The 20774-nt window shown below is 53.4% G+C and carries 18 protein-coding genes; 7 read left to right on the top strand and 11 right to left on the bottom strand.

Annotation, left to right across the window (positions count from 1 at the left end; translation table 11 throughout):
• Positions 1 to 23 precede the first annotated feature (23 nt).
• Positions 24 to 893, top strand: a complete 870-nt coding sequence (locus tag B5E82_RS13555) for a YihY/virulence factor BrkB family protein (RefSeq protein WP_087308095.1) — start codon at positions 24 to 26, stop codon at positions 891 to 893.
• A gap of 1 nt (position 894) precedes the next feature.
• On the opposite strand, the gene B5E82_RS13550 is transcribed toward B5E82_RS13555, so the two are convergent.
• Positions 895 to 1854: an AraC family transcriptional regulator gene (locus B5E82_RS13550; protein ID WP_087308094.1), complete on the bottom strand. Its 960-nt coding sequence runs from the start codon at positions 1852 to 1854 to the stop codon at positions 895 to 897.
• A 191-nt stretch (positions 1855 to 2045) separates the two neighbouring features.
• Here B5E82_RS13550 and B5E82_RS13545 point away from each other — a divergent pair, with 191 nt between their 5' ends.
• Complete coding sequence (locus B5E82_RS13545; protein WP_087308093.1) at positions 2046 to 3278, top strand: MFS transporter; 1233 nt, start codon at positions 2046 to 2048, stop codon at positions 3276 to 3278.
• A 345-nt stretch (positions 3279 to 3623) separates the two neighbouring features.
• Here B5E82_RS13545 and B5E82_RS13540 read toward each other — a convergent pair whose 3' ends face one another.
• The gene (locus B5E82_RS13540) at positions 3624 to 4454 is read right to left on the bottom strand and encodes a MerR family transcriptional regulator (RefSeq protein WP_087308092.1); all 831 of its coding nucleotides are present in this window, start codon (positions 4452 to 4454) and stop codon (positions 3624 to 3626) included.
• An 81-nt stretch (positions 4455 to 4535) separates the two neighbouring features.
• Here B5E82_RS13540 and B5E82_RS13535 point away from each other — a divergent pair, with 81 nt between their 5' ends.
• Entirely contained in the window at positions 4536 to 5246 is a 711-nt protein-coding gene (locus tag B5E82_RS13535; RefSeq protein WP_164488697.1) for a YitT family protein, read from the top strand.
• Between the two features lie 53 nt (positions 5247 to 5299).
• Here B5E82_RS13535 and B5E82_RS17955 read toward each other — a convergent pair whose 3' ends face one another.
• The 5 genes from B5E82_RS17955 to B5E82_RS13510 all read right to left on the bottom strand — a co-directional run bounded on the left by B5E82_RS17955 (position 5300) and on the right by B5E82_RS13510 (position 11075).
• Positions 5300 to 5509, bottom strand: coding sequence for a hypothetical protein (locus B5E82_RS17955; RefSeq protein ID WP_140393146.1), 210 nt, complete (start codon positions 5507 to 5509; stop codon positions 5300 to 5302).
• A 26-nt stretch (positions 5510 to 5535) separates the two neighbouring features.
• Positions 5536 to 6255 (bottom strand): HAD family hydrolase, encoded by a 720-nt coding sequence (locus B5E82_RS13525; protein WP_087308090.1) that lies wholly within the window; start codon positions 6253 to 6255, stop codon positions 5536 to 5538.
• 237 nt (positions 6256 to 6492) lie between these two features.
• Positions 6493 to 7587 (bottom strand): aldo/keto reductase, encoded by a 1095-nt coding sequence (locus B5E82_RS13520; protein WP_087308089.1) that lies wholly within the window; start codon positions 7585 to 7587, stop codon positions 6493 to 6495.
• 195 nt (positions 7588 to 7782) lie between these two features.
• Positions 7783 to 10383 carry an ABC transporter permease gene (locus tag B5E82_RS13515; RefSeq protein WP_087308088.1) on the bottom strand — a complete coding sequence of 867 codons (2601 nt, stop codon included), beginning with the start codon at positions 10381 to 10383 and terminating at the stop codon, positions 7783 to 7785.
• A 14-nt stretch (positions 10384 to 10397) separates the two neighbouring features.
• A complete protein-coding gene (locus tag B5E82_RS13510; protein ID WP_087308087.1) occupies positions 10398 to 11075 on the bottom strand; it encodes an ABC transporter ATP-binding protein in 678 nt (225 codons plus the stop codon).
• A 376-nt stretch (positions 11076 to 11451) separates the two neighbouring features.
• On the opposite strand from B5E82_RS13510, the gene B5E82_RS13505 reads away from it, so the two are divergent.
• The 4 genes from B5E82_RS13505 (at position 11452) to B5E82_RS13490 (ending at position 15972) form a co-directional block, all read left to right on the top strand.
• The gene (locus B5E82_RS13505) at positions 11452 to 12150 is read left to right on the top strand and encodes a response regulator transcription factor (protein ID WP_087163943.1); all 699 of its coding nucleotides are present in this window, start codon (positions 11452 to 11454) and stop codon (positions 12148 to 12150) included.
• 8 nt (positions 12151 to 12158) lie between these two features.
• A complete protein-coding gene (locus B5E82_RS13500) occupies positions 12159 to 13229 on the top strand; it encodes a sensor histidine kinase (RefSeq protein WP_087308086.1) in 1071 nt (356 codons plus the stop codon).
• Between the two features lie 173 nt (positions 13230 to 13402).
• On the top strand, positions 13403 to 14146 hold the full coding sequence (locus B5E82_RS13495) for an ABC transporter ATP-binding protein (protein WP_087308085.1): 744 nt from the start codon (positions 13403 to 13405) through the stop codon (positions 14144 to 14146).
• Positions 14143 to 15972 carry an ABC transporter permease gene (locus tag B5E82_RS13490; protein WP_087308084.1) on the top strand — a complete coding sequence of 610 codons (1830 nt, stop codon included), beginning with the start codon at positions 14143 to 14145 and terminating at the stop codon, positions 15970 to 15972. The genes B5E82_RS13495 and B5E82_RS13490 overlap by 4 nt, the downstream gene beginning before the upstream one ends.
• Before the next feature lie 59 nt (positions 15973 to 16031).
• On the opposite strand, the gene B5E82_RS13485 is transcribed toward B5E82_RS13490, so the two are convergent.
• The 4 genes from B5E82_RS13485 to B5E82_RS13470 all read right to left on the bottom strand — a co-directional run bounded on the left by B5E82_RS13485 (position 16032) and on the right by B5E82_RS13470 (position 20744).
• On the bottom strand, positions 16032 to 16634 hold the full coding sequence (locus B5E82_RS13485) for a sugar O-acetyltransferase (RefSeq protein WP_087308083.1): 603 nt from the start codon (positions 16632 to 16634) through the stop codon (positions 16032 to 16034).
• 100 nt (positions 16635 to 16734) lie between these two features.
• On the bottom strand, positions 16735 to 17469 hold the full coding sequence (locus B5E82_RS13480; protein ID WP_087308082.1) for a MurR/RpiR family transcriptional regulator: 735 nt from the start codon (positions 17467 to 17469) through the stop codon (positions 16735 to 16737).
• 47 nt (positions 17470 to 17516) lie between these two features.
• Entirely contained in the window at positions 17517 to 20066 is a 2550-nt protein-coding gene (locus tag B5E82_RS13475; RefSeq protein WP_087308081.1) for an ABC transporter permease, read from the bottom strand.
• Between the two features lie 12 nt (positions 20067 to 20078).
• Complete coding sequence (locus B5E82_RS13470; RefSeq protein ID WP_087308080.1) at positions 20079 to 20744, bottom strand: ABC transporter ATP-binding protein; 666 nt, start codon at positions 20742 to 20744, stop codon at positions 20079 to 20081.
• Between the last annotated feature and the right edge of the window lie 30 nt (positions 20745 to 20774).

Here is a 20774-nt window from a genome sequence, read left to right as displayed (position 1 = left end):
ACATTCAGAAGAGGGAGAACAATATGAAATTTCTGAAGAAGACAGTGAGGCTGGTATCCGGTTTCCTGGAGGCCATGCGTGATGACCATGTGGGAGCATATGCGGCGCAGACCGCTTATTTTATTATGCTTTCTTTTTTCCCGTTTATCATTCTGCTGGTGACCCTGATCCGTTATACCTCGATTACGCCTGCGGATGTATATGAGGCGGCGCAGATGATTTTTCCTTCCAGCATGGACAGTTTTATTCTGGGGCTGATCAACGAAGTATACAGTAAGACAGCGGTGACTGTCTCCATTTCGGCAGTTGTAGCTGCCTGGTCCGCAGGAAAGGGCTTTCTGGGGCTCATGCGGGGGATGAATACCATTTACAATGTGGAAGAGCGGCGCAATTATATCATCCTGCGCCTGCGTTCGGCTCTTTATGCCATAATTTTTGTGATCGCCATTATCTTGTCGCTGGTGGTCCTGGTATTTGGAAATTCCATTCATGCGGCCGCGGTGGAGCATCTGCCGTTTCTTGCCGTGGTGACGGGCATGGTAGTCCGGCTGAAAGGCATCGTGGGCGTCTGCTTCCTTACGGCGGTCTTTATGATATTGTACCGTTTTGTGCCGAACCGCCGGGCCCGTCTGTTCAGTCAGGCGCCGGGCGCATTATTTTCCGCCGTTTGCTGGTATCTGTTTTCCATCGGGTTCTCGTTTTATGTGGAACTCTCTCCCGGACTGGCCAACATGTACGGAAGCCTTACAACGATTGTTCTGGTAATGCTGTGGCTCTATTTCTGTATGTATATTATTCTGCTGGGAGCGGAAATCAATTCTTATTTTGAGGATCAGTTCCGCAGGGTATCCTACTATCGAAAGATGCTCCGGGAACAGAAAAAAGAGGGGTAAGTCAGGTGGTCTCCCTCCGGTACTGATTCGGAGAAGCGCCGGTTCTTCTTTTGAATATCCGGCAGAAATAACCGGAAGACCGAAAACCGCATTTCCGGCTGATTTCCTCTACCGTATCCGGGGTGGAAGAAAGAAGCTGCTTTGCTTTTTCCAGCCGGAAATCCAGCAGATAGCTGACTGGCGGCTGATTCATATAAGCCTGGAAGCATCGGGAGGCTTCACTTTTGCTGATGCTTGCGGAAGCGGCAATCTCGTCTAAAGAGACTGGTGAGGCGTAATGACTGCGGATGAAGGCCAGCATCTTCTGCATCCTTATCTGCAGGCTGGCCTCGCCCTTTTCTATGTTTACAGGAGGGATCTCTCCTGCATGGGAAATCAGGAGCTGCCAGATGCGGTTCAGTTCATTCTGCACCTGCATTTCCCAGCAGGGGATGTCGTCTGCCGGGGAGTCAAAGGAGAGAAGAGGGAGCGGTCTGCGCTCTTCTTTGAGAGCGTGCTTCTGCATAAGGGAAAAGAGGCGGTCAAGGCAGGAGAGAATGCTGTTCTGCCAGGGAATGGAGGGTTTCAGAATCACGCAGGGCAGCTGACGGCTGGATAAAAGAGGGCCGATGTATTTCTGATAAATCAGATGGTCTGCGGGAGCAATCAGCTCTCCGGAAAATACTACGTTGGGACAGCGGCAGCGGTCTTCCGGGCGAAGCTGGGAGAAGCTGTGAAGTACATTGCTGTTGACAAAGACGCCGTCCCCTTCCTCCAGCAGGAATTCCAGTCGTCCGATCTGGGCTTTGATGGAGCCGCCCCGGGCCGCAAAAAATTCGATTTCCGTATGCCAGTGAAGCGGAAATTGACAGCCGGGCAGGCGGAAAAGTTCATCAGCGTAATACTGGATGGGAAACTCTTTTTTTCCATGAACGGTCAGTTCCTGAAGATTTTCTCCCATAAATACATTTTGTGAATTCATACGGCCCTCCCTGTTTCTTTTGATTCTCTTTTTGGAAAGCTTTCTGCTCGGGGTATTTGACTTTGGGAATATTGTACCATGATTTAAGAAAAAAAGCTATTGCTGGAGAGAAAGTGTGGCAATATAATATAACAGGTTTGTACCAAACAATGAAAACAGCTGAATGAACCAGCTGCAGGAGGTTTATATTTATGACACAGAAACACAGACTCTCATACAACAGTACGATCAAGGCCAGCTTTGCCGCCTATGTTGTACAGGCTATCGTAAATAATTTTGCGCCGCTGCTGTTCCTGACTTTTCAGTCCCTGTACGGGATTCCTCTTTCACAGATTACGCTTTTAATTACCTTTAATTTCTGTATTCAGCTTTTGATCGATGCGCTGAGCGCGCGTTTTATCGATAAAATAGGCTATCGGGCTTCGATAGTGACCGCGCATGCCTGCTCCGCCGCCGGACTGGTTCTGCTGGCAGTTCTGCCGGACATACTGCCGAATCCTTTTGCAGGGCTGCTGATTTCCGTCATGATCTATGCGGTCGGGGGAGGACTGATTGAGGTTCTGGTCAGTCCGATTGTGGAGGCCTGTCCCACAGACAATAAAGAGACGGCCATGAGTCTGCTCCATTCCTTTTACTGCTGGGGACATGTGGCCGTAGTTCTGGTTTCCACCGTCTTTTTTGCCCTGTTCGGCATTGAAAACTGGAAGGTGGTGGCGGTTGTCTGGGCGCTTGTTCCTGCCGTCAACTGTATTTTATTTACGCAGGTGCCTATCGCCTCCCTGTTGGAGGAGGGGGAAAAGGGGCTGTCTTTTGGAGAGCTTCTGCGCAGCCGGGTTTTCTGGCTTCTCCTGCTTCTGATGATCTGCGCAGGGGCAAGCGAGCAGGCCGTCAGCCAGTGGGCTTCAACCTTCGCGGAGTCCGGCCTGCACGTAACCAAGAGCATGGGAGATCTCTGCGGCCCGATGTTCTTTGCCATTCTGATGGGAACTTCCAGGGCCCTTTACGGAAAATACGGAGAGCGTCTGAAGCTTGATACCTGCATGAGGGCAAGCGCGGCTCTGTGCATCGTAAGCTACCTGATTATCTCCCTTTCGCCGTGGCCGTTCTTAAACCTGCTGGGCTGCGGAATCTGCGGATTTTCCGTAGGTATTCTCTGGCCGGGCAGCTTCAGCATCGCGTCAAGGACCATAGCCAGAGGCGGAACCCTGCTTTTCGCCCTGCTGGCGCTGGGCGGCGATGTGGGCTGCTCCCTTGGACCCACCTTTGTGGGGATGATGTCTTCCCTCGCTCAGGGAAGCCTTTCTGTGGGAATCCTGGCGGCCGTCATCTTCCCGGTGCTGATGCTGACAGGCTGTCTTGTACTGCCTCTGATGTTGAAGAAAAAGTCAGGCAGGGCTGCAGGAGTGCCGCGGACGGAAATGTGAAAATAATCCTTTTGCAAAATAGAAAAACTGCCGGGAATGGAAGCAGGAAAGCCTTTCATTCCCGGCAGTTTTCTGACATGGAAAACCGATTTCATGCAGCAAAACAGAGTCAGCGAAGCAGCGCCAGGCTCTCTGTCAGCCTGTTGCTCTTTTCCTTTGGCCCTCAGATAGCAAGACCAAGCCAGGAGAACGTATCCTCCGGCGCTGCAGCCATCTTTTCGATTTGCAAAATAAGTCTCATGTTCATTACGGGCAGATTACTTTCAGTATACAGGAGAGAAACATTCGGATCAATGAGCTAGAATGTCCGGGCAGAGAATATGAATAAAACGGGGCCTGGAAGACTCAGGGCCGCGCGCTTTCTACGTAAAAAACGATTTTGGTAATGTATTCATTTTCATCCCGGGAAGTGATATAGTCGTTGATGCAGAATTCATAAGCATCGGAGACGATACTCCAGTTATGAGCAGCACAGTAATCCAGCAGCTTCCGGTAGGAACGGCCGATGGACGGATAATCTCCCACATGGTAGATACAGGCGCAGGTCCCGGCGGGAAGACGCAGGATGTTTGGGGCTTCCCCGGTCCTGTCGATGGGCAGAAAGGCCATGGAGGCCTCCGTAAAGCGTCCGTCTCGGATGTTCTTAAGAGGAACAATGACGCCGGTCTGAAAATAGATGGGAAGATGCTTCTGAGAGGAATCCACAAAGCACTGTTTGGTGGCGATGCTGATTTCTTTCAGGGTGTATGGCGCTTTCACTTTCCGGAACAGAAGATACTGGGCGTCCTGGCTTTCGATGGTGACAGCGCCGTCGTTTCCCCGGTGTTCCTTTGCCTCTTCCATCTGTCCGCAGCGGTGCAGGACTCTATTTCGAATCAGGCGCAGTTCCTGAATCTGCCGGTCAATGACGCTTACCTGTCTCTTTAACGCGGCCAGACTGCTGTCGATATTGTAATGCAGCATATGTTCTTTGATTTCATCCAGAGAAAATCCTATCTTCTTCATAATCAGAATGGTGTCCAGGTAGTCAATCTGGCTGGCGCTGTAATAGCGGTATCCGTTGTGCGGGTCCACATAGGCAGGGCAGAACAGACCGATTTTATCATAAAAAATCAGCGTCTGCCGGGAGATATTCTGATATCTGGAAAGCTCGCCGATGGAGAACAGGTCTTCCATAATTCCTCCTTGACATTATAGTTACTATATAGTTTATGATAACATGGAACAGAGATAAAATGCAACAAAAGGAGAGAAATCATGTCTGGAAAAAAGATTTCTGTTTTACGGGAAAAATGGATGGAGGGATTGTCCTGGCAGAGGATTGGGCTAATTATTCTGGGAGCGGCAGTCTGTTCCTTTGGTATCCACAATATTCACCAGCGGACAGGCATTACAGAGGGCGGAGTCATCGGGCTGATGCTTCTTGCGGAACACTGGCTTGGATTTTCCCCGGCCTTTCTTACGCCTGTGCTGGACGCGGCCTGCTATCTGCTGGCTTTCAAATATCTGGGAGGGAGATTTATCAGGATCTCCGTAATTTCAACCCTAAGCGTTTCGCTTTTTTACAAGGTGTGGGAATGTTTTCCGCCCATGCTGCCGGATCTGTCAGCTTATCCCCTGGCGGCAGCCCTGCTGGGAGGAATGTTTGTGGGAATTGGCGTCGGAATCATTGTGCGTCAGGGCGGCTCCAGCGGAGGGGATGACGCGCTGGCTCTGACGATCTCCCGCGTCACGCACCTGCGCCTGTCCCGATCCTATCTGTTTACGGATCTTGTGGTGCTGGGGCTTTCACTGAGTTACATTCCTGCCGGAAGGATATTCTTTTCTGTAGTTACAGTGACGATTTCCTCGTTCCTGATTGACTGTATTCAGAACTGGGAACCGCATAAAACCAAGGCGCCGCAAAGAATTCGGGAAAAGCATGGGGAAGTGGAGAATAGAAGAGAAAGCATGAAATCCAGAAGCTGATATAAATGATATATATAAATGATATAAAGTATGCCGGGGCCAGGTCACAGAACTCAGTCCCGGCTTACTTTATGGATGTCTATGCAATAATCTTCATCGATCAGAATATAATTGTATCCGTATTTTTTACACATTTCATAATAATGAGCATTATCCTGGAGAAGAGATTCCCGGGTGCGCCAGGAATCATCAAGGCGCTGTTCGATGGCGCGGGCGTATTTCTTAATATCTGTAAAATGCCGTCCGATATAATTCTTACTCATTACAAGACAGCAATAGCGGATATGGCTCAGACAGAAGCCCGGACATAGTTCATAAGCTCATCGAAGCCGCCGTTTGGATAGACAGAGATATCCTTCTCTTTCCTGTTGATCAGGCAGTCTGTCAGAAGAAATACCTGCATGCCAAGCTCCCGGGCGATCATGTCCTCGGTGACATCATTGCCCACCATGAGGCAGCGTTCCGGGGCTTCCCCGAGACGGTTCAGGAGCTCCTGATAGTAGGCGGGATTGGGCTTGCAGTACCCGATATTTTCATAAGTCGTGTAAAATTCAAATTCCTCCGGTTCCAGTCCGGCCCAGCGGATGCGGCTTTCGGTGGCGATGGCCGGGAAAATGGGATTGGTAGCCAGCGCCGCGCGCAGTCCCAGCCTCTTCGCCTCCCGGACGGCCTGAGCGGCCTTGGGCTGAAAACCGCAGAGCTCTTTTCCTTTCTGAAAATCTGTGGCGTAAAAGTCTTCGAACACAGGAAGATCGTCCAGAACCTGTTCCCCGTAAATTTCTGAAAAACGCTTCCAGAAGGCAGTCTCGTTGTTCTGGCTCCCGTCATTTTTTACCATAGCTGCAGTACCGGCCCAGATGGAATCTACCAGCTTCGCCGGCTCATAGCCCAGGGGAGCCAGCCTTGCGGCCAGCAGCTTGAAATAGCCCTTTGTAAACGCGTCATTGTCCATGGGAAGAAGGGTACCGTCCAGGTCAAATAATATCGTTGTAAGTTTCTGATGTTCCATTGCGTACCTCACTTATGTCCTGTTAGATGTTTGTACAGCTTATCCGTTTTTGTGTCTGCTACCTTCCCGTATTGCATGGCGGCTGGCGCAGAAACAGTCTTAGCAGATATTATAATATTTTATTTCTCCATTGGCAAGGATCGTGCAATTATTTTACAGGCATATGAAAACAATTATCCTATGAATGCGGTGACGCACCAGGTTTCGCCGGAGCCGAAAATGATGGCGCAGAACAGTTTACATCCCGAAATAAGCGGCGATTTCTTTCATCCGCTCAGACTGAGCCACATGGAAGGGACATCTCTTATCACAGTGCCCGCAGGAAACACAGACGGATGCTTTTTTCTCCAGCTTGCCGTAATGGTCTGCAGCCATCGTGTCCCCGGAAGCTGCCAGATCGTAGTACTTATTGATCAGCCCCACATTTAATCCTGCCGGGCAGGGCTGGCAGTGGTTGCAGTAGACGCAGGTTCCTGTGACGTCTTTCGGAGTGAAGGTTCCCAGAATGGAATAATCCCGCTCCTCAGGAGAGGCCGTCAGGAAACCAAGAAGCTGTTTTACGTCGGCAAGATCCCGGATGCCGGGAAGTACGGTCAGCACGCCGGGCTTATCCAGGGCATACTGAATGCACTGGTACTGCGTCAGGGCCTGACCGAAGGGCGAAGTATTGGCATCCAGAAGCTGTCCGCCGGAAAAAGGTTTCATGACAGAGATTCCGACGCCTTCGGCTTCGCAGCGGCGGTACAGGGCCATGCGTTCGCTGGCGCTTCCGTTTGCATAGTCTCCGTGCTGATAGTCGTACGCTGCGTTGATGGAGAACATCAGCTGGTCGATGAGCCCGGTGTCCAGCGCATGCCGGGCCAGCGCCGGAGTGTGGGAAGAGAGGCCGATGTGGCGTACAGCGCCGGCCTGCTTCATATCCAGCAGATAGTCCAGAACGCCGTGTTTCTGATAGGCATGCCAGTCGGAAGCTGCGTCCAGACAGTGAATGAAGCCGTAATCAATATAATCCGTCTTCAGTTCCGTAAGCATCCAGTCAATCTGCCGTTTTATGGTCTCAAGCTTTGTGGTCCATCCGTATTCTCCGCTTTCGTAATTTGCCCCGAAATGAACCTGATAGAACATTTCCTTCCTTACAGAGGCGAAGGCCGTCCCGTAGTATCCGAAGGTTCTGGCTCCGGCGGTTGCAAGGTCCGCATAGTTGATTCCATTTTCATGGGCGTAAATCAGGGCTTCTACGGCATCCTTTTCCGGCGTGTCGGCGATATAGCTGGTGCCGAGTCCCAGGATGCTGATTTTGTCCCCGGTCTTTTTATGAATTCTGTACTCCATATTTAAATCCTCCTGTATTTTGTCAGTGAAGTACCCGCAGCCGGCGGACTGAGTATGAAAATTGAAAGCGCAGCAGCGCAGCGGCGGGCAGAAACGGCATCCGGCCGGCAAAGCTCCCTTGCCTTTCCCGGCTGGAGCGCACTGATATTATTTTACAGGCTGAAGTCAGCTTTAGGTCAATAGGAAATTCAACTTTTATTCCATACGGAGCCGTACCACGATGCTCTGCTTCTCCAGATTCCGGAAGCACAGGCAGGGAATCAGTACGGCGAACAGAAGCAGGAGGGGCGCGCATACTCCCAAGGGCAGCAGTGTGAAATGAAAGGTAGAGAAGCCGCCGCTTACCATGGCGCGGATCAGAATTCCCACGGACAGAGCGCTGACAATGAAGGAGGCTGCCAGTGTAATGACTGCGTAGAAAAGACCTTCATAGACCAGCATCCGGCAGAGCTGTTTCTTTGTCATGCCGACGCTCTGAATCATGGCGAATTCCCGTCTGCGGGAGACGATGGCCGTCACCATGGAATTGATAAAATTCAGGATGCCTACCAGGGCGATGACGACGCTGACGGCATTTCCCATGACGGAAGAGGAGCGGGTCTCAGCCTCGTACTGCTCGGCCATGGTCTGGCGGGAGGTGATGGGAAGGCTGCTGTCCGTGGTTTCCCTGTAATCGTCCAGGAAGGACTGTACCTCCGGGATATGTTCGTCATCTACGGTGAGAAACAGTTTGCGGAGCGTGCTGTCGGGCCATTGCTGCCGGAAGGCATCCAGGGGAAGGATGAATTCCAGCTCCAGACGGTCCGCGGCGGCTGCTTCCGGCGCGCCCTCCGTCACAGGAGTCAGGGGATATACCACAGCCATGACCGTGTAGGAACGGCCGTTCAGTTCTATGGTGCTGCCTGCAGACGGCGTGGGGAGAACGGAATATTCCTGTTCCAGATCGATGGCAGGTCCCACGGCCAGAACATAATCTCCGGAGACAAAGGCTTCCGCGTCAAAGCTGCCCTGGAGAATATACGGCTCCTGGGTGATGGCGTCCAGGGGAATCCCGTCAAGGCCGTAGACCCTGGCGGAGGCTTCCCGGCTTTTCAGGGCGGCGCGCAGCTCTCCGGCGCCTGCCGCGTCATAGGTTTCCCAGTCTGCCAGCGCGTCCTCGGTATAGAAGTTTTGAAGATTTTTAAGGGTGTCGTCGTCGATCTGCCAGTCTGCCTGACCGGTATAGAGATGGCCTGACGCTTCCAGTCCCTCCTGATTTTCCAGATCCCGGACCAGAGAGCTGCTGAGGGAGGTGGAAGCAGGGTCATAGCCGTTCAGGCTGTCCCCGCTGTCTGAGTCGGTAAGCTCGAAGTCTGCAAGCGTCAGATCAGCCAGGTATTTCTCTATATCGAAAGCCGCGTTCTGCGCATAGAAGGAGCACAGAAGCACCAGGGCCAGTGTCAGGGAGCAGATGACGGTGACGGTCCGCCTTTTATTGCGGCCCAGATTGGACCAGGCCATGGAAGACAGGGAAGCGCTTCCGCGGCGCCGTTTGCGGCTTTTTCTGCTCTTCGACGCGGCGTCGTTCATGCGCAGAGCTTCTATGGGAGACACCTTTCCCGCGAGCCTTGCGGGGCGCAGGCAGGAGAGAAGGACCGTAATCCAGGCGAACAGGGCGGAGCCGATGAAAATGACCGGATTAGCGGATACGGTGCTTTCGCCCTCAAGGATTCCCAGGAAGGAAGGCACCAGCACCATGCCGAGCAGCCAGCCAAATAGCAGTCCCAGAGGGATTCCGATCAGGCAGATGCGGCCTGCCTGCCCGAAGATAAGCCGGCGGATCTGGCGGTTGGTGGTTCCGAGAGTTTTCAGCCTGCCGTAGAACTGGATATCGGCGGTGACACTGATCTGAAAGATATTGTAGATGATCAGGAAGCCGGCGATAAAGACCAGAATCATGCCCAGGTACAGAGGCAGGCTTTCCTGGAAGGCTGTGGCGCCCATTTCCGGGGAATAGGCCAGGTTTACGTTGTATTCCAGATCCGAAAGGCCGGTGTCTGCCAGGATGTCGTTCAGATCTGCTTCGATATTCTGGTCGCTGTACAGGCTCACCTGGGCCATGAAGGTGCCGAGCACATTTCCGTCGGAAGCACTGTCCGGAGTCTGAGTATCTGCATCTGCTCCGGCAAAGCTCTTTTCTTCCGCAATCATTTCATCGGCGAAATCCCGGCTGACCCAGGCCATGCCGGCATAGCTGGATTCGTTTCCTTCCCAGAACCCGCAGAGCGTAAAGACAGAGGAAGTGACTTCGCTGCTGTTCAGATCCTTACGCCATTCCAGCGTGACGCTTTCGCCCAGTTCATGGGGAAGGCCAAGCCGGTCAAGGGTAAGCGTATCCAGGGCGATCTCGCCGGCGCTTTCCGGAAGCCGTCCCGTAGTGGGAGCGGCGAAGCTGTGGACGGCATAGCTTTCATCTGCCCAGCGGATTTCCACCTGGCGGCCCGCAAGCTCTGTGTTTTCAGCGATGCCGAGGACGATGCTCGTCCCCACTTCTCGGACATCCGGGTGGGCGGCAAGGAGGGCTGCCTGTTCTTCCGTAATATCCCGAAAAGAAGCCTGGGCGTCGTATCCGGTCTGGCGGAAGGTCATCTCTACGATATTTTTGCTCATGCTCTGGGCCAGCGTAAAGAGAGTCGTGAACATCAGCGCGGTCATCAGGACGGCCAGTACGGCGACCAGGTTCCGGCCCTTATTGGAACGGAAGGTCCGCGCATTCAGTGTCTGGATTGGTTTGAATATTTTTCTTGTGGATTTCATGCGGGAAAACCTCCTTACTGTGATACGATATGTCCGTCTTCAATGCGGATGACCCGGTCAGCCATCTGGGCGATTTCCGGGTTGTGGGTGATCATGACGATGGTCTGGTCAAACTCCCTGCCCGTCATTTTCAGAAGACCGATGACGTCGTCGCTGGTTCTGGTGTCCAGGTTTCCGGTAGGCTCGTCGGCCAGGATAATCGAGGGCTTGCTGGCAAGGGCTCTTGCGATGGCCACCCGCTGCTGCTGGCCGCCGGAGAGCTGGTTGGGAAGGCTGTCAAGCTTCTTTTCCAGGCCAAGAAGCTTGACTACCTGCAGGATGAATTTCCGGTCAGGCCGCCTGCCGTCCAGGGAGATGGGAAGGATGATATTTTCCCATACGCTTAAGACGGGAACCAGATTATAATTCTGAAAGATGAAGCCGATCTGCTTACGGCGGAAAATGGTGGCCTGTTCGCTGTTTAAGGCTGCAAGCTCCGTATCGCCCACCCGGACGCTGCCTTCGCTCGGGGTATCCAGGCCGCCCAGCATATGAAGCAGCGTGGATTTTCCGGAGCCGGAGGTTCCGATAATGGCCGTAAATTTTCCTCTTTCGATATCCAGATCTATGCCGTCCAGGGCTTTCACCAGCGTTTCGCCCTTTCCATAATATTTTTTCAGTCCTCTTGTCTGTAAGATGATGTTGTCTTTCATGCCGATTTCCTCCTGTATGAAAATATGGAATGCTTTTTCTTTTCAGATATCAGGATAGCAGAGGAAGGTCACAGGAAAGGTACAGGAAGGTTACATTTTTGTACCTTTCCCCAATGCTTACAACCCGTTTTTTAAACGCATTTTTCATCCGGATCTCCATCCGGACAGGTACCTGTATTACGGGAAGACGGCCTTTGATACCGGCTTTGACCTGGAGCTTTTGCAGGAATTCTGCCTGATAGCCCTTGACGTATTCCGGGAAATTCCGTATGCTAAAGGTGAGAAAAACATACGGGCAGCCGTGCTAAGCAATTAGTGCGGCGCCTCTTTTTTGGAAAAGATCCTTTCAGTGAAAGAGAAAAGGCAGGAAGAAAGCATGAAACGTATTTTTTTCGCAGAAGATGATTTGAGTTTGATAGGCGGATTAACCTTTGCTTTGAAGAAGCAGGGATATGAGACGGAGGTTGCAAGGACAAGCCTGGAAGCGCGGAGAATATGGAAGGATGGAAGGTACGACCTGGTCATTCTGGACGTGTCTCTGCCGGACGGTTCCGGCTATGATCTGTGCAGGTTCATCCGGGAGACATCGAAGGTACCGATTATCTTTCTCACAGCGGCGGATGAGGAGACGGATATCATCATGGGACTGGACATAGGCGGAGACGATTACATTACCAAGCCTTTTAAGCTGGCGGTATTCCTGTCCCGGGTGAATGCGCTTCTGCGCAGAAGCGAAAATTTTGACGGGAATTCCGGACAGGAAAATGTGGAATTAAGCTCAGGCGGCATTACGATACAGCGGCTGAAAGGAGAGGTATACAAGGATGGAGTGAAGCTTGACCTGACAGCGGGGGAATATAAGCTGCTCTGCCTCTTTATGGAAAATCCGGATATGGTTCTGTCGCCGGAGCAGATCCTGGGCAGGCTCTGGGACCATGAAGAGAAATATATAGACAGCAGCACGCTGACCGTTTATATCCGGAGGCTGCGTACAAAAATAGAAGATGACCCCGGCGAGCCAAAGAAAATCATCACAGTACGGCGCATGGGATATAAATGGAACACGGCGGATTGAGGTGCGGGATGAAGATACTGGCGGATAAAAGGATCAAACAGTTTTTTGTCAGAGCAGGACTGCTTACGCTGATTTTTACGCTTCTCTCAGCGGTTTTGGCCGGTCTGGCAGCAGGAGTGCCGGGAGCCCAAGAGGCGGCAGGCCCGGGAGAAGGAGCGGCGCTGTGGGCCGGAGCCTGCTGTCTTGGCCTGGGGCTTTTGATTCTGATGACAGCGTTCCTGCATTTCCGGGAGGAGAACCGGATTCTTGAGGAGGCTGTGGCGCAGATTCGGGCATATCTGCAGGGAGATCCGGACGCGCGGATCGACTGTGAGAAAGAGGGAGAGCTGTACCGGCTGTTTCACGAAATCAATTCCCTTGCGGCGATTTTGAACGCCCATGCGGAAAACGAGGCGAAATCCAGAGAATTTATGAAGGATACCATAGCGGACATCTCTCATCAATTGAAGACGCCTCTTGCGGCGCTGAATATTTACAACGGGATTCTGCAGGGAGAGGCGGAAAATCTGCCGGAGATACGGGAGTTTACCGATCTTTCGGAGCAGGAGCTTGACCGGATCGAGACGCTGGTGCAGAACCTGCTGAAGATCGCGAAGCTGGACGCGGGAACGATTGTGATGGAAAAGGCAGAGGAATCCGTACCGGAAATGATGTGGGCCCTGGAAAAGCAGTTTGCCTGCCGGGCAGAGCTGGAGGATAAGACGCTGACATTCTCCGGGGAAGACGGCGTCACGCTGAACTGTGACCGGAGCTGGTTTCTGGAGGCGGCCGGGAACCTTGTGAAAAATGCTTTTGACCACACGGAGAAGGGCGGCGCGATCCGGGTGGAATGGAGGCAGTTTGCGTCGGTGGTCCAGATAACGGTGAAGGACGACGGAAGAGGAATCCATCCGGAGGATCTGCACCATATTTTCAAACGGTTTTACCGAAGCCGTTTTTCAAAGGATACGAAAGGGATTGGCCTGGGCCTTCCGCTTGCGAAAGCAGTTGTGGAGATGCACGGGGGTACCATTGAGGCGGACAGCGAGCCTGGAAAAGGAGCGGTATTTACCATGAATTTCCTGTCGGAATCCCCTTAATTGACCGGAAATGTCCTGGCTGTTCAGAGCAATTCCTACAAAATTGCAGGATAAATGTCATATGGCGGTAGGGTGGGAATGCTACGCTTTCTGTACAGCATTGGTTTGCCGGGGCGCATTGCCCCTGGTACGCCGGCGCTGGTGATGGAAGACGCAAAAGGAGGATGACAGCAATGGATTTATTGAAAGTAAAAGCAGTTTCCAAGACCTATGGCAGCGGAGAGGCTGCCGTGCAGGCCCTGAAGAAAGCCAGTTTTACGGTTCCCAAGGGAGAATTTGTGGCGATCGTCGGAGAATCCGGCTCCGGAAAAACGACGCTTCTGAATATGATCGGGGCGCTGGATACGCCCACATCCGGGAAAGTGTTCATAGACGGAAAGGATATTTTTGCCATGAAGGAAAAGCGGCTGACTATTTTCCGCCGCAGAAATATCGGGTTTATCTTCCAGAGCTTTAATCTGATTCCGGAGCTTACGGTGGAGCAGAACATGATTTTCCCGGTGCTGCTGGATTATCAGAAGCCCGACAAAAGGTATCTGGAGGAGCTTCTTTCCGTGCTGAATCTGAAGGAACGCCGCCATCATCTGCCGGGCCAGCTCTCCGGCGGCCAGCAGCAGCGCGCGGCCATCGGGCGCGCGCTTATGACGCGTCCTTCGCTGATTCTTGCGGACGAGCCCACGGGAAACCTGGATACGCAGAACAGCAGCGAGGTCATGGCTCTCCTGAAGGAGACTTCAAGAAAATATGAGCAGACGATTATCATGATTACCCACAACCGGCGCATTGCCCAGACGGCGGACAGGATTCTGCAGGTGTCGGACGGGGTGGTAACAGATTTCGGACGGGCAGGGGATGTCCGGAGACTGTCCGCAAATGACAGACAGACTGGATATGGGAAAGAAGGTGGCTTCGAATGAAAAGCTATCTTGGTCTGATTCCTATTTCCGCAAAGGTCCACAGGCGGCAGAACCGCATGACGATTCTCTGTATTGTATTTGCCGTCTTTCTGGTGACGGCGGTGTTCAGCATGGCGGAGCTGGGCGTACGGATTGAAGCGGACAGGCTTCTGGAGAAGCACGGAAGCCAGGAGCTCGAAAATCTGGCCGGCAGCACCATGGCCCAGACCCTCTACCCCATTGCCGCGGTACTGACGCTTTTGATTCTGATTGCTGGCGTTCTGATGATCTCAGGCAGCATCAACAGCACGGTAGCACAGAGAACAAAATTTTTCGGCATGATGCGCTGTATCGGCATGAGCAGACAGCAGATTATCCGATTTGTCAGGCTGGAGGCCCTGAACTGGTGTAAGACAGCTGTGCCTGCGGGCGTGGCGCTCGGAATTATGGCAGCCTGGCTTCTCTGCGCAGTTCTGCGTTTTCTCGTAGGGGGACAGTTTTCAGAAATTCCGGTATTCGGAATCAGTATTACAGGAATTGTAATCGGCTCCGTAACGGGAATCGCCGCTGTGCTGCTTGCCGCGCGGGCGCCTGCGAAGCGGGCGGCGCGGGTGTCCCCGGTGGAAGCAGTTTCCGGAAACGAAAAAGGAACCGGCGCCCTGCGCCATGGCGCAAAGCTTTGCCTGTTCCGGGTGGAGACGGCTCTGGGGATTCATCATGCAGTGTCCGCGAAGAAAAATCTGATCCTGATGACCGGCTCCTTCGCCCTGAGCATTATGATGTTCTTAAGCTTTTCGGTTCTGGTGGATTTTGTAGGATACCTGATGCCCCAGTATTCCGACGCTTCTGACATTGATATATCGGGCAGCGGAGGCGCGGACACGGTAGACAGCGGGCTCCTGGATACGCTCAGCGGCATGGAGGGCGTGAAGCGGGTGTACGGGCGCAGAACCAGCTTTCAGGTTCCGGTGGAAATAAGCGGAGCGGCAGAAGGCTTTGGTGCGGCAGAAAGCTCCGGCGCCGCAGATCTGATTTCCTATGATGATTTTGGTCTGGACTGCCTGAAAAAGGACAATATGCTGAAAAAGGGCAGCGACATCTCGAAGGTCTATGGGGACAGCGGTTATGTGCTTGCGACTTCAGATGCGGACAGTCTTCTTCGGATCGGGGACAAGGTGAAGATTGGAGCGGAAGAGCTTGAAATAGCGGGACTTTTGAAGTACGATCCTTTCAGCAGCGACGGACTGACCCATGGGGAGGTTACTCTGATTATGTCCGGAGAGACCTTTATCCGGCTTACTGGAATCACCGGGTATTCTTTGATCTCAGTACAGACCACAGGAAATGTGACGGAGGAGGATGTGGAGGCGATCCGAGCCGCAGCCGGAGAGGACTGCGTTTTTTCTGACAGGCGTGATCAGAATACCTCCGGCACCTATCGGGCGTTTGCAGCCTGCGTGTATGGTTTTCTGTTTGTTATTACGCTGGTTACTGTGTTGAATATTGTAAACGGCATTTCCATGAGCGTGTCCGCCAGGACAAAACAGTACGGCGCCATGCGGGCGGTCGGAATGGACGGGCGGCAGATCACGAAAATGATAGCTGCGGAAGCCTTTACCTATGCGCTGTCCGGCTGTGCCGCCGGGTGCGCGGCAGGACTTTTCATCAGCAAATGGCTTTTTGACGTTCTCATCGCCGCCCATTTTGCCTACGCTGTCTGGGAGCTGCCGGTGAACTCTCTTCTGGTGATACTGCTGGCTGTGATTCTTGCGGCGGTTCTGGCAGTCTGGGCTCCGGCAGGGCGGATACGGAAGCTTTCTGTGACGGAGACAATCGGAGAGCTGTAGCGCCTGGACTTTCCGGCACGCAGACCGGTCAGAGTGTGTTTGGGATGCCTGTGGGATTTTCAGCTTCCCGCAGGCAGATTGATGCTTCGGATGATCCGGCAGGGATTTCCCACAGCCAGAGAGTTTGCGGGGATATCCCTTGTCACGACGCTTCCTGCGCCGATGACAGAGCCGTCCCCGATGGTTACGCCGGGAAGCACGATGACGCCGCCGCCCAGCCAGCAGCCGTTTCCGATTCGAATGGGCAGGGCGTAGGTGCGGCAGAAATATTCCTCTGACTCGGGGTTCCAGTCCGGAGTCAGCCTTTCCGACAGTTCTACAGGATGCGCCGCCGTGTAAAGCTGTACATTGGAAGCGATCAGAACATTGTTTCCGATTTCGATTTTATTGCAGTCCACAAAGGTGCAGTTCATGTTAATGGACACATTGTTTCCGATATGGATATTGTATCCGTAATCGCAGAGAAAAGGCTGGGCTACCGAAACGTTTGTACCGGCCTCATAGAACAGACGGTCAAGAATTTTTCTCTTTTCTTCCTTCTGCTCATACTGCAGGGCATTGTATTCTTTCAGCAGTTTCCTGGCTTCCGCCTTTAAGGACAAAAAAACCTCGTTGTGGCAGTCGTAGTATTCCCCGGCCATGCATTTTTCCAGTTCTGTCAAGCTTACACCTCCTGAAATGAGTTTGTTTCAGTATAAGAAAAAACCTGTTGCAGTGCAAGCAACAGGCTGTTTCGATTTATCCGCGGCATTCCGCTCTGTATCAGCTGCGTGGGTCCTGCAGACAGGTCCTCCGGCCCAGGGCCTCCAGCACAAATAATACCGGCACCTGAGTGGTAGCGTTATAGTTTCCGTTGATGCGCTGGTGTGCAAAGTGATAGGAAAAATTCCAGTCCGACATTCTGGCCAGTGTGGACAGAGAAGAGTTGGTGATGCTTAACACAGAAGATCCCTTTTGCTGGAGATGCCGCGCCAGTTCTATGACCTCCCCTGTCTCTCCGCTTTCTGAAAGAATGATGGCAGCCGCGTTCTGACAGCAGTATGTCTCAACGGGATAACAGGTATCTTCCAGACCTACGGAAAATTTCCCCAGATTGGAAAAATATCTTGCTCCGTATCTCGCCAGGGTGCCGGAAGAGCCTTTGCCCGCAAAAAGCACTGGTTCCGCCTGCCGGATGATGCTGACAGCCGGTGCCAGCTTTTCCTCAAAGGCACTGCAATTGGTACGCTCAAAAAAGGCGGAAAGCTCCTGCAGATCGGATGAGGGCAGACTTCTCTGCAGAGTCTGGTTCTGCCGCCTCAGGGCTTCCTTCAGTTCGGCGTATCCCTGGAAGCTGTTTTTGGAACAGAACCGCAGAATTGCTCCGGGAGAAGTATGTATTTCGCCTGCAAGCTCACGTATGGTCATATAGGGAACTTTTTCAGCATTTGAAATGATATACCGGTAGATAAGCATATCTGTTTCGTTGTATTTTTGAATTTCGTCATAAGAAAACATAGCTTCTTCTCACTGCCTCCTTTTCAGGGCATATTCCTTCTGATTCTTTATTCTGCAGTTCTCAGCCGCTCCGTAATGCTTCCCCTGGAGATGAAATGCAGGCAGCCAAGGGGGACTGCGGCGGACAGGACCAGCACGCCTGCCAAAGTAAGCGCGAGGGGCGTTACGGAAAAGGTGTAGACCATGCACCAGGAGCCAATCCTTTCTATGACGGACGGCATGACAAACCGCGCGAAGAGGAAGGTCAGCGGTCCGGTGGCAAGAAACATCAGCGTCGCGTGGAAGACACCTTCCAGAAGAAGAAGCGTCTGAAGCTGGGAATGTGTCATTCCCAGGCTTTCATAGACGGCAAATTCACGCCGCCGATTTACGGCTTTGATAATCAGCATATTGGTAAAGTTCAGCAGAGCGATGCCCAGCAGAGCCACGCTTACAATCAGAGTGGGAAGGACCGTATTCAGCCGGCCGGCGGCGAAATTTTCCTGATATTCGCTGCGGCGGGTGATTCCTACGCCACGGTTCAGTCCCTGTTCATAGGCGTCAAGATAAGCCTCAAACGCCTCCTGGCGGCCATGATCGATGCTGACAGCGGCCTGACGTACACCCTGGTCCGGAAACAGCCGGTCAAAGGCGGCGGGGGCCATATAATAATAGATACAGAAGGAAGCCTCAGGACTGTTGGAGCCGCTTAAGATCATTCCGCTGTCGGCGATGGAGCCCAGGACTTCAAAGGTCTCTCCGGCCAGCGTGACAGTTTCCCCGGCGGCTTCCGACGAGAGGCCGGCGGCATTTGCTCCGGCTGTGAGCACCACATTTCCGGACGCGAAGGCATCTGCGTCAAAGGAGCCGCTGGTAAAGGATACATTTTCCAGAATGTAGTCCAAGTATTCTCCCTCGAGAGAAACTGCGACGCCCATATATTCTCCGGTTTCTTCCAGGCGCTCCAGTCCCTCGATCCAAAGGGGCTGTCCCTCCATCATTTCCCGGCGGGCGGGGCCGCCCTCTTCCTCGGAGGCGTTGTAATAGCTGATAAGGCGCTGCCGCAGTTCTTCAGACGCGGTCAGGGAAAGCTCCCGGGTTTTCAGCGCGCTCACGTGGAGGACTTCCGGACGGGAGCGGAGCTCCTCAATGGTTTCATCGGTGATGGAATGGTTGTTCTGGTTGTACTGCTGTACGGAAAGATAGGCCGATCCGTCGGCAATGGTGTAGTCCCAGGGGGACATGGCCTCCAGGTAGAGGTCTACTTTCAGGCTGATATACTGTATCCATACGGAGGTCAGAAGGAAAAGGGCCAGGAGCAGCGTCACCGCAGAGAGCAGCATCTTAAAGCGGTCCCGCAGAAGGGCGCGGAAGGCAAGGCCGGGAAGGCGGATTCTTCCGCTGCCGGAAGCGCTTTTTCTGCCGGGAACAGGCATTTCGTCCAGAGACCGCAGAAGCCCGGCGGGCGTCATGCGGGACAGGCGTCTGGCCGGCAGAAGATAAGAGAGCAGTGTCGTGCCAAGGGAAAGAACTGCTCCTGCGAAAAAGGGTCCCCAGGAGAGAAAGTAAAGGGCCGGATTCTCTTCCATGCCGGAGACGATCCGGCTTGTGACTGCCAGATGAAGCAGAAAACCAATGAGAAAACCGGGGAGGACTCCCAGCAGGGAGACAGCACAGGCCTTCTCCGCCAGAAAGACGCGGATCTGCCGGGGCGTCATGCCGAGGGCTTTGACCTCGGCAAAAAACAGGCCGTCCTGGCCGGAAGCGATATGGACAATGCCGTAGATCATCAGAAAGCCGCAGATCAGCACAAGGATCGCCGGATAGTAGTAGGGCATGGCATTGCTCTGGGCCTGTTCCATCCGGGCGCTGTTGAAAGCCAGATTGGTTGTGCAGCCGGCGCCTGCGATTCCCTGACTGGCCAGAAGCTGTTCCGCCTGCGCTTCCAGATTCCGGGGCTGGTAAAGGGTGACGCCAAGAGTGGTATTCCGGGCAGTCTCTGCGTCATACTCCGGGTAGAGGTCCCGGGCGGTTTCCTCCGTAATCCAGGCGCAGGCCTCTGAGAAATTTGTGGGGCTGGCCCACCAGCCGCAGAGAGTGAAGAAGCTGGTGTGGGAGCTCCCTTCCGGATCTGTCCAGGAAAGCTCCACCGGAGCGCCTTCTTCACGGAGAATCCCCAGAGAATCCATCGTAAATTCGTCCAGAGCGATTTCTCCTTTCTGTTCCGGCAGGCGGCCGGAGGTGGGAATGGACAGAACGGTTTCCGCGTAATCCCGGTCAGTGACCGCCAGCTGTACCTGCCGCTGTCCGATGACGGCATCCGTAAGCTGTCCCACGGAGCTCAGGCGGACAGAGGACCTTATGGCGGCGTCCCGGGAAAGAATGTCTGCCTGGTGCTCCGTCAGCCCTGTATAGAGGATATGGCTGGTGGAGCCGTAGGTATACTGGTAGTTCAGAAGATAGGCTCCTTCTATGGAGCCGGCCAGCAGAAAGACAAAGGAATAAAGTCCGGTGACCAGGGCGCAGGCCAGGATCAGGATCAGATTTTTCACGCGGTGGAAACGGAAGTCCCGGCGGACCAGTCTCCCGCAGATGTTCAGATTGTTGTTTACAAGCATGGAAAGACCTCCTTACGCACGGATTCTGCCGTCTTCGATCCGGATGACCCGGTCGGCCATCTGGGCGATCTCCAGGTTGTGGGTGATCATGACGAGAGTCTGTTTCCAGGTTTCCACAGAAAGCTTCAGAAGACCCAGCACGTTCTGGCTGCTTTTACTGTCCAGGTTTCCGGTGGGCTCGTCCGCCAGAATGACGGATGGCTTGGCGATCAGGGCACGGGCAATCGCCACGCGCTGCTGGCCGCCTCCCGAGAGCTGATTCGGGTAAGCGTTCTGCCGGTCTTCCAGATGCAGAAGCGTGAGAATCTCCTGAAAAAAGACGGGGTCCGGCGTGCTTCCCGCCAGGCTTAAGGGAAATAACATGTTTTCCTTTACCGTAAGCGTGGGAATCAGATTGAAATTCTGGTAGACGAAGCCCACCTTGCCGCGGCGGAAGACAGCCAGTTCTTTTTCCTTCAGTCCGGCCAGGCTTACGCCGTCCACGATGACTTCTCCTTCGTCCGGAGTGTCCAGTCCCCCAAGCATATTGAGCAGGGTGGTTTTCCCGGAGCCGGAAGCGCCGATGATGGCGGTGAATTTCCCCTTTTCGATGGCAAGATCGATGCCGTCCAGGGCCTTTATCTGATTTTCTCCCTTTCCATAATATTTTTTCAGCTGATGTGCGGTGATGATATCCATAACAATTCTCCCGGTAAGTTTTATAATGTC

Source organism: Lachnoclostridium sp. An138 (assembly GCF_002160765.1).
In the GTDB taxonomy this organism is placed as follows: Bacteria; Bacillota; Clostridia; order Lachnospirales; family Lachnospiraceae; genus Laedolimicola; species Laedolimicola faecalis.
This window is presented reverse-complemented; position numbering and strand designations above follow the sequence as displayed.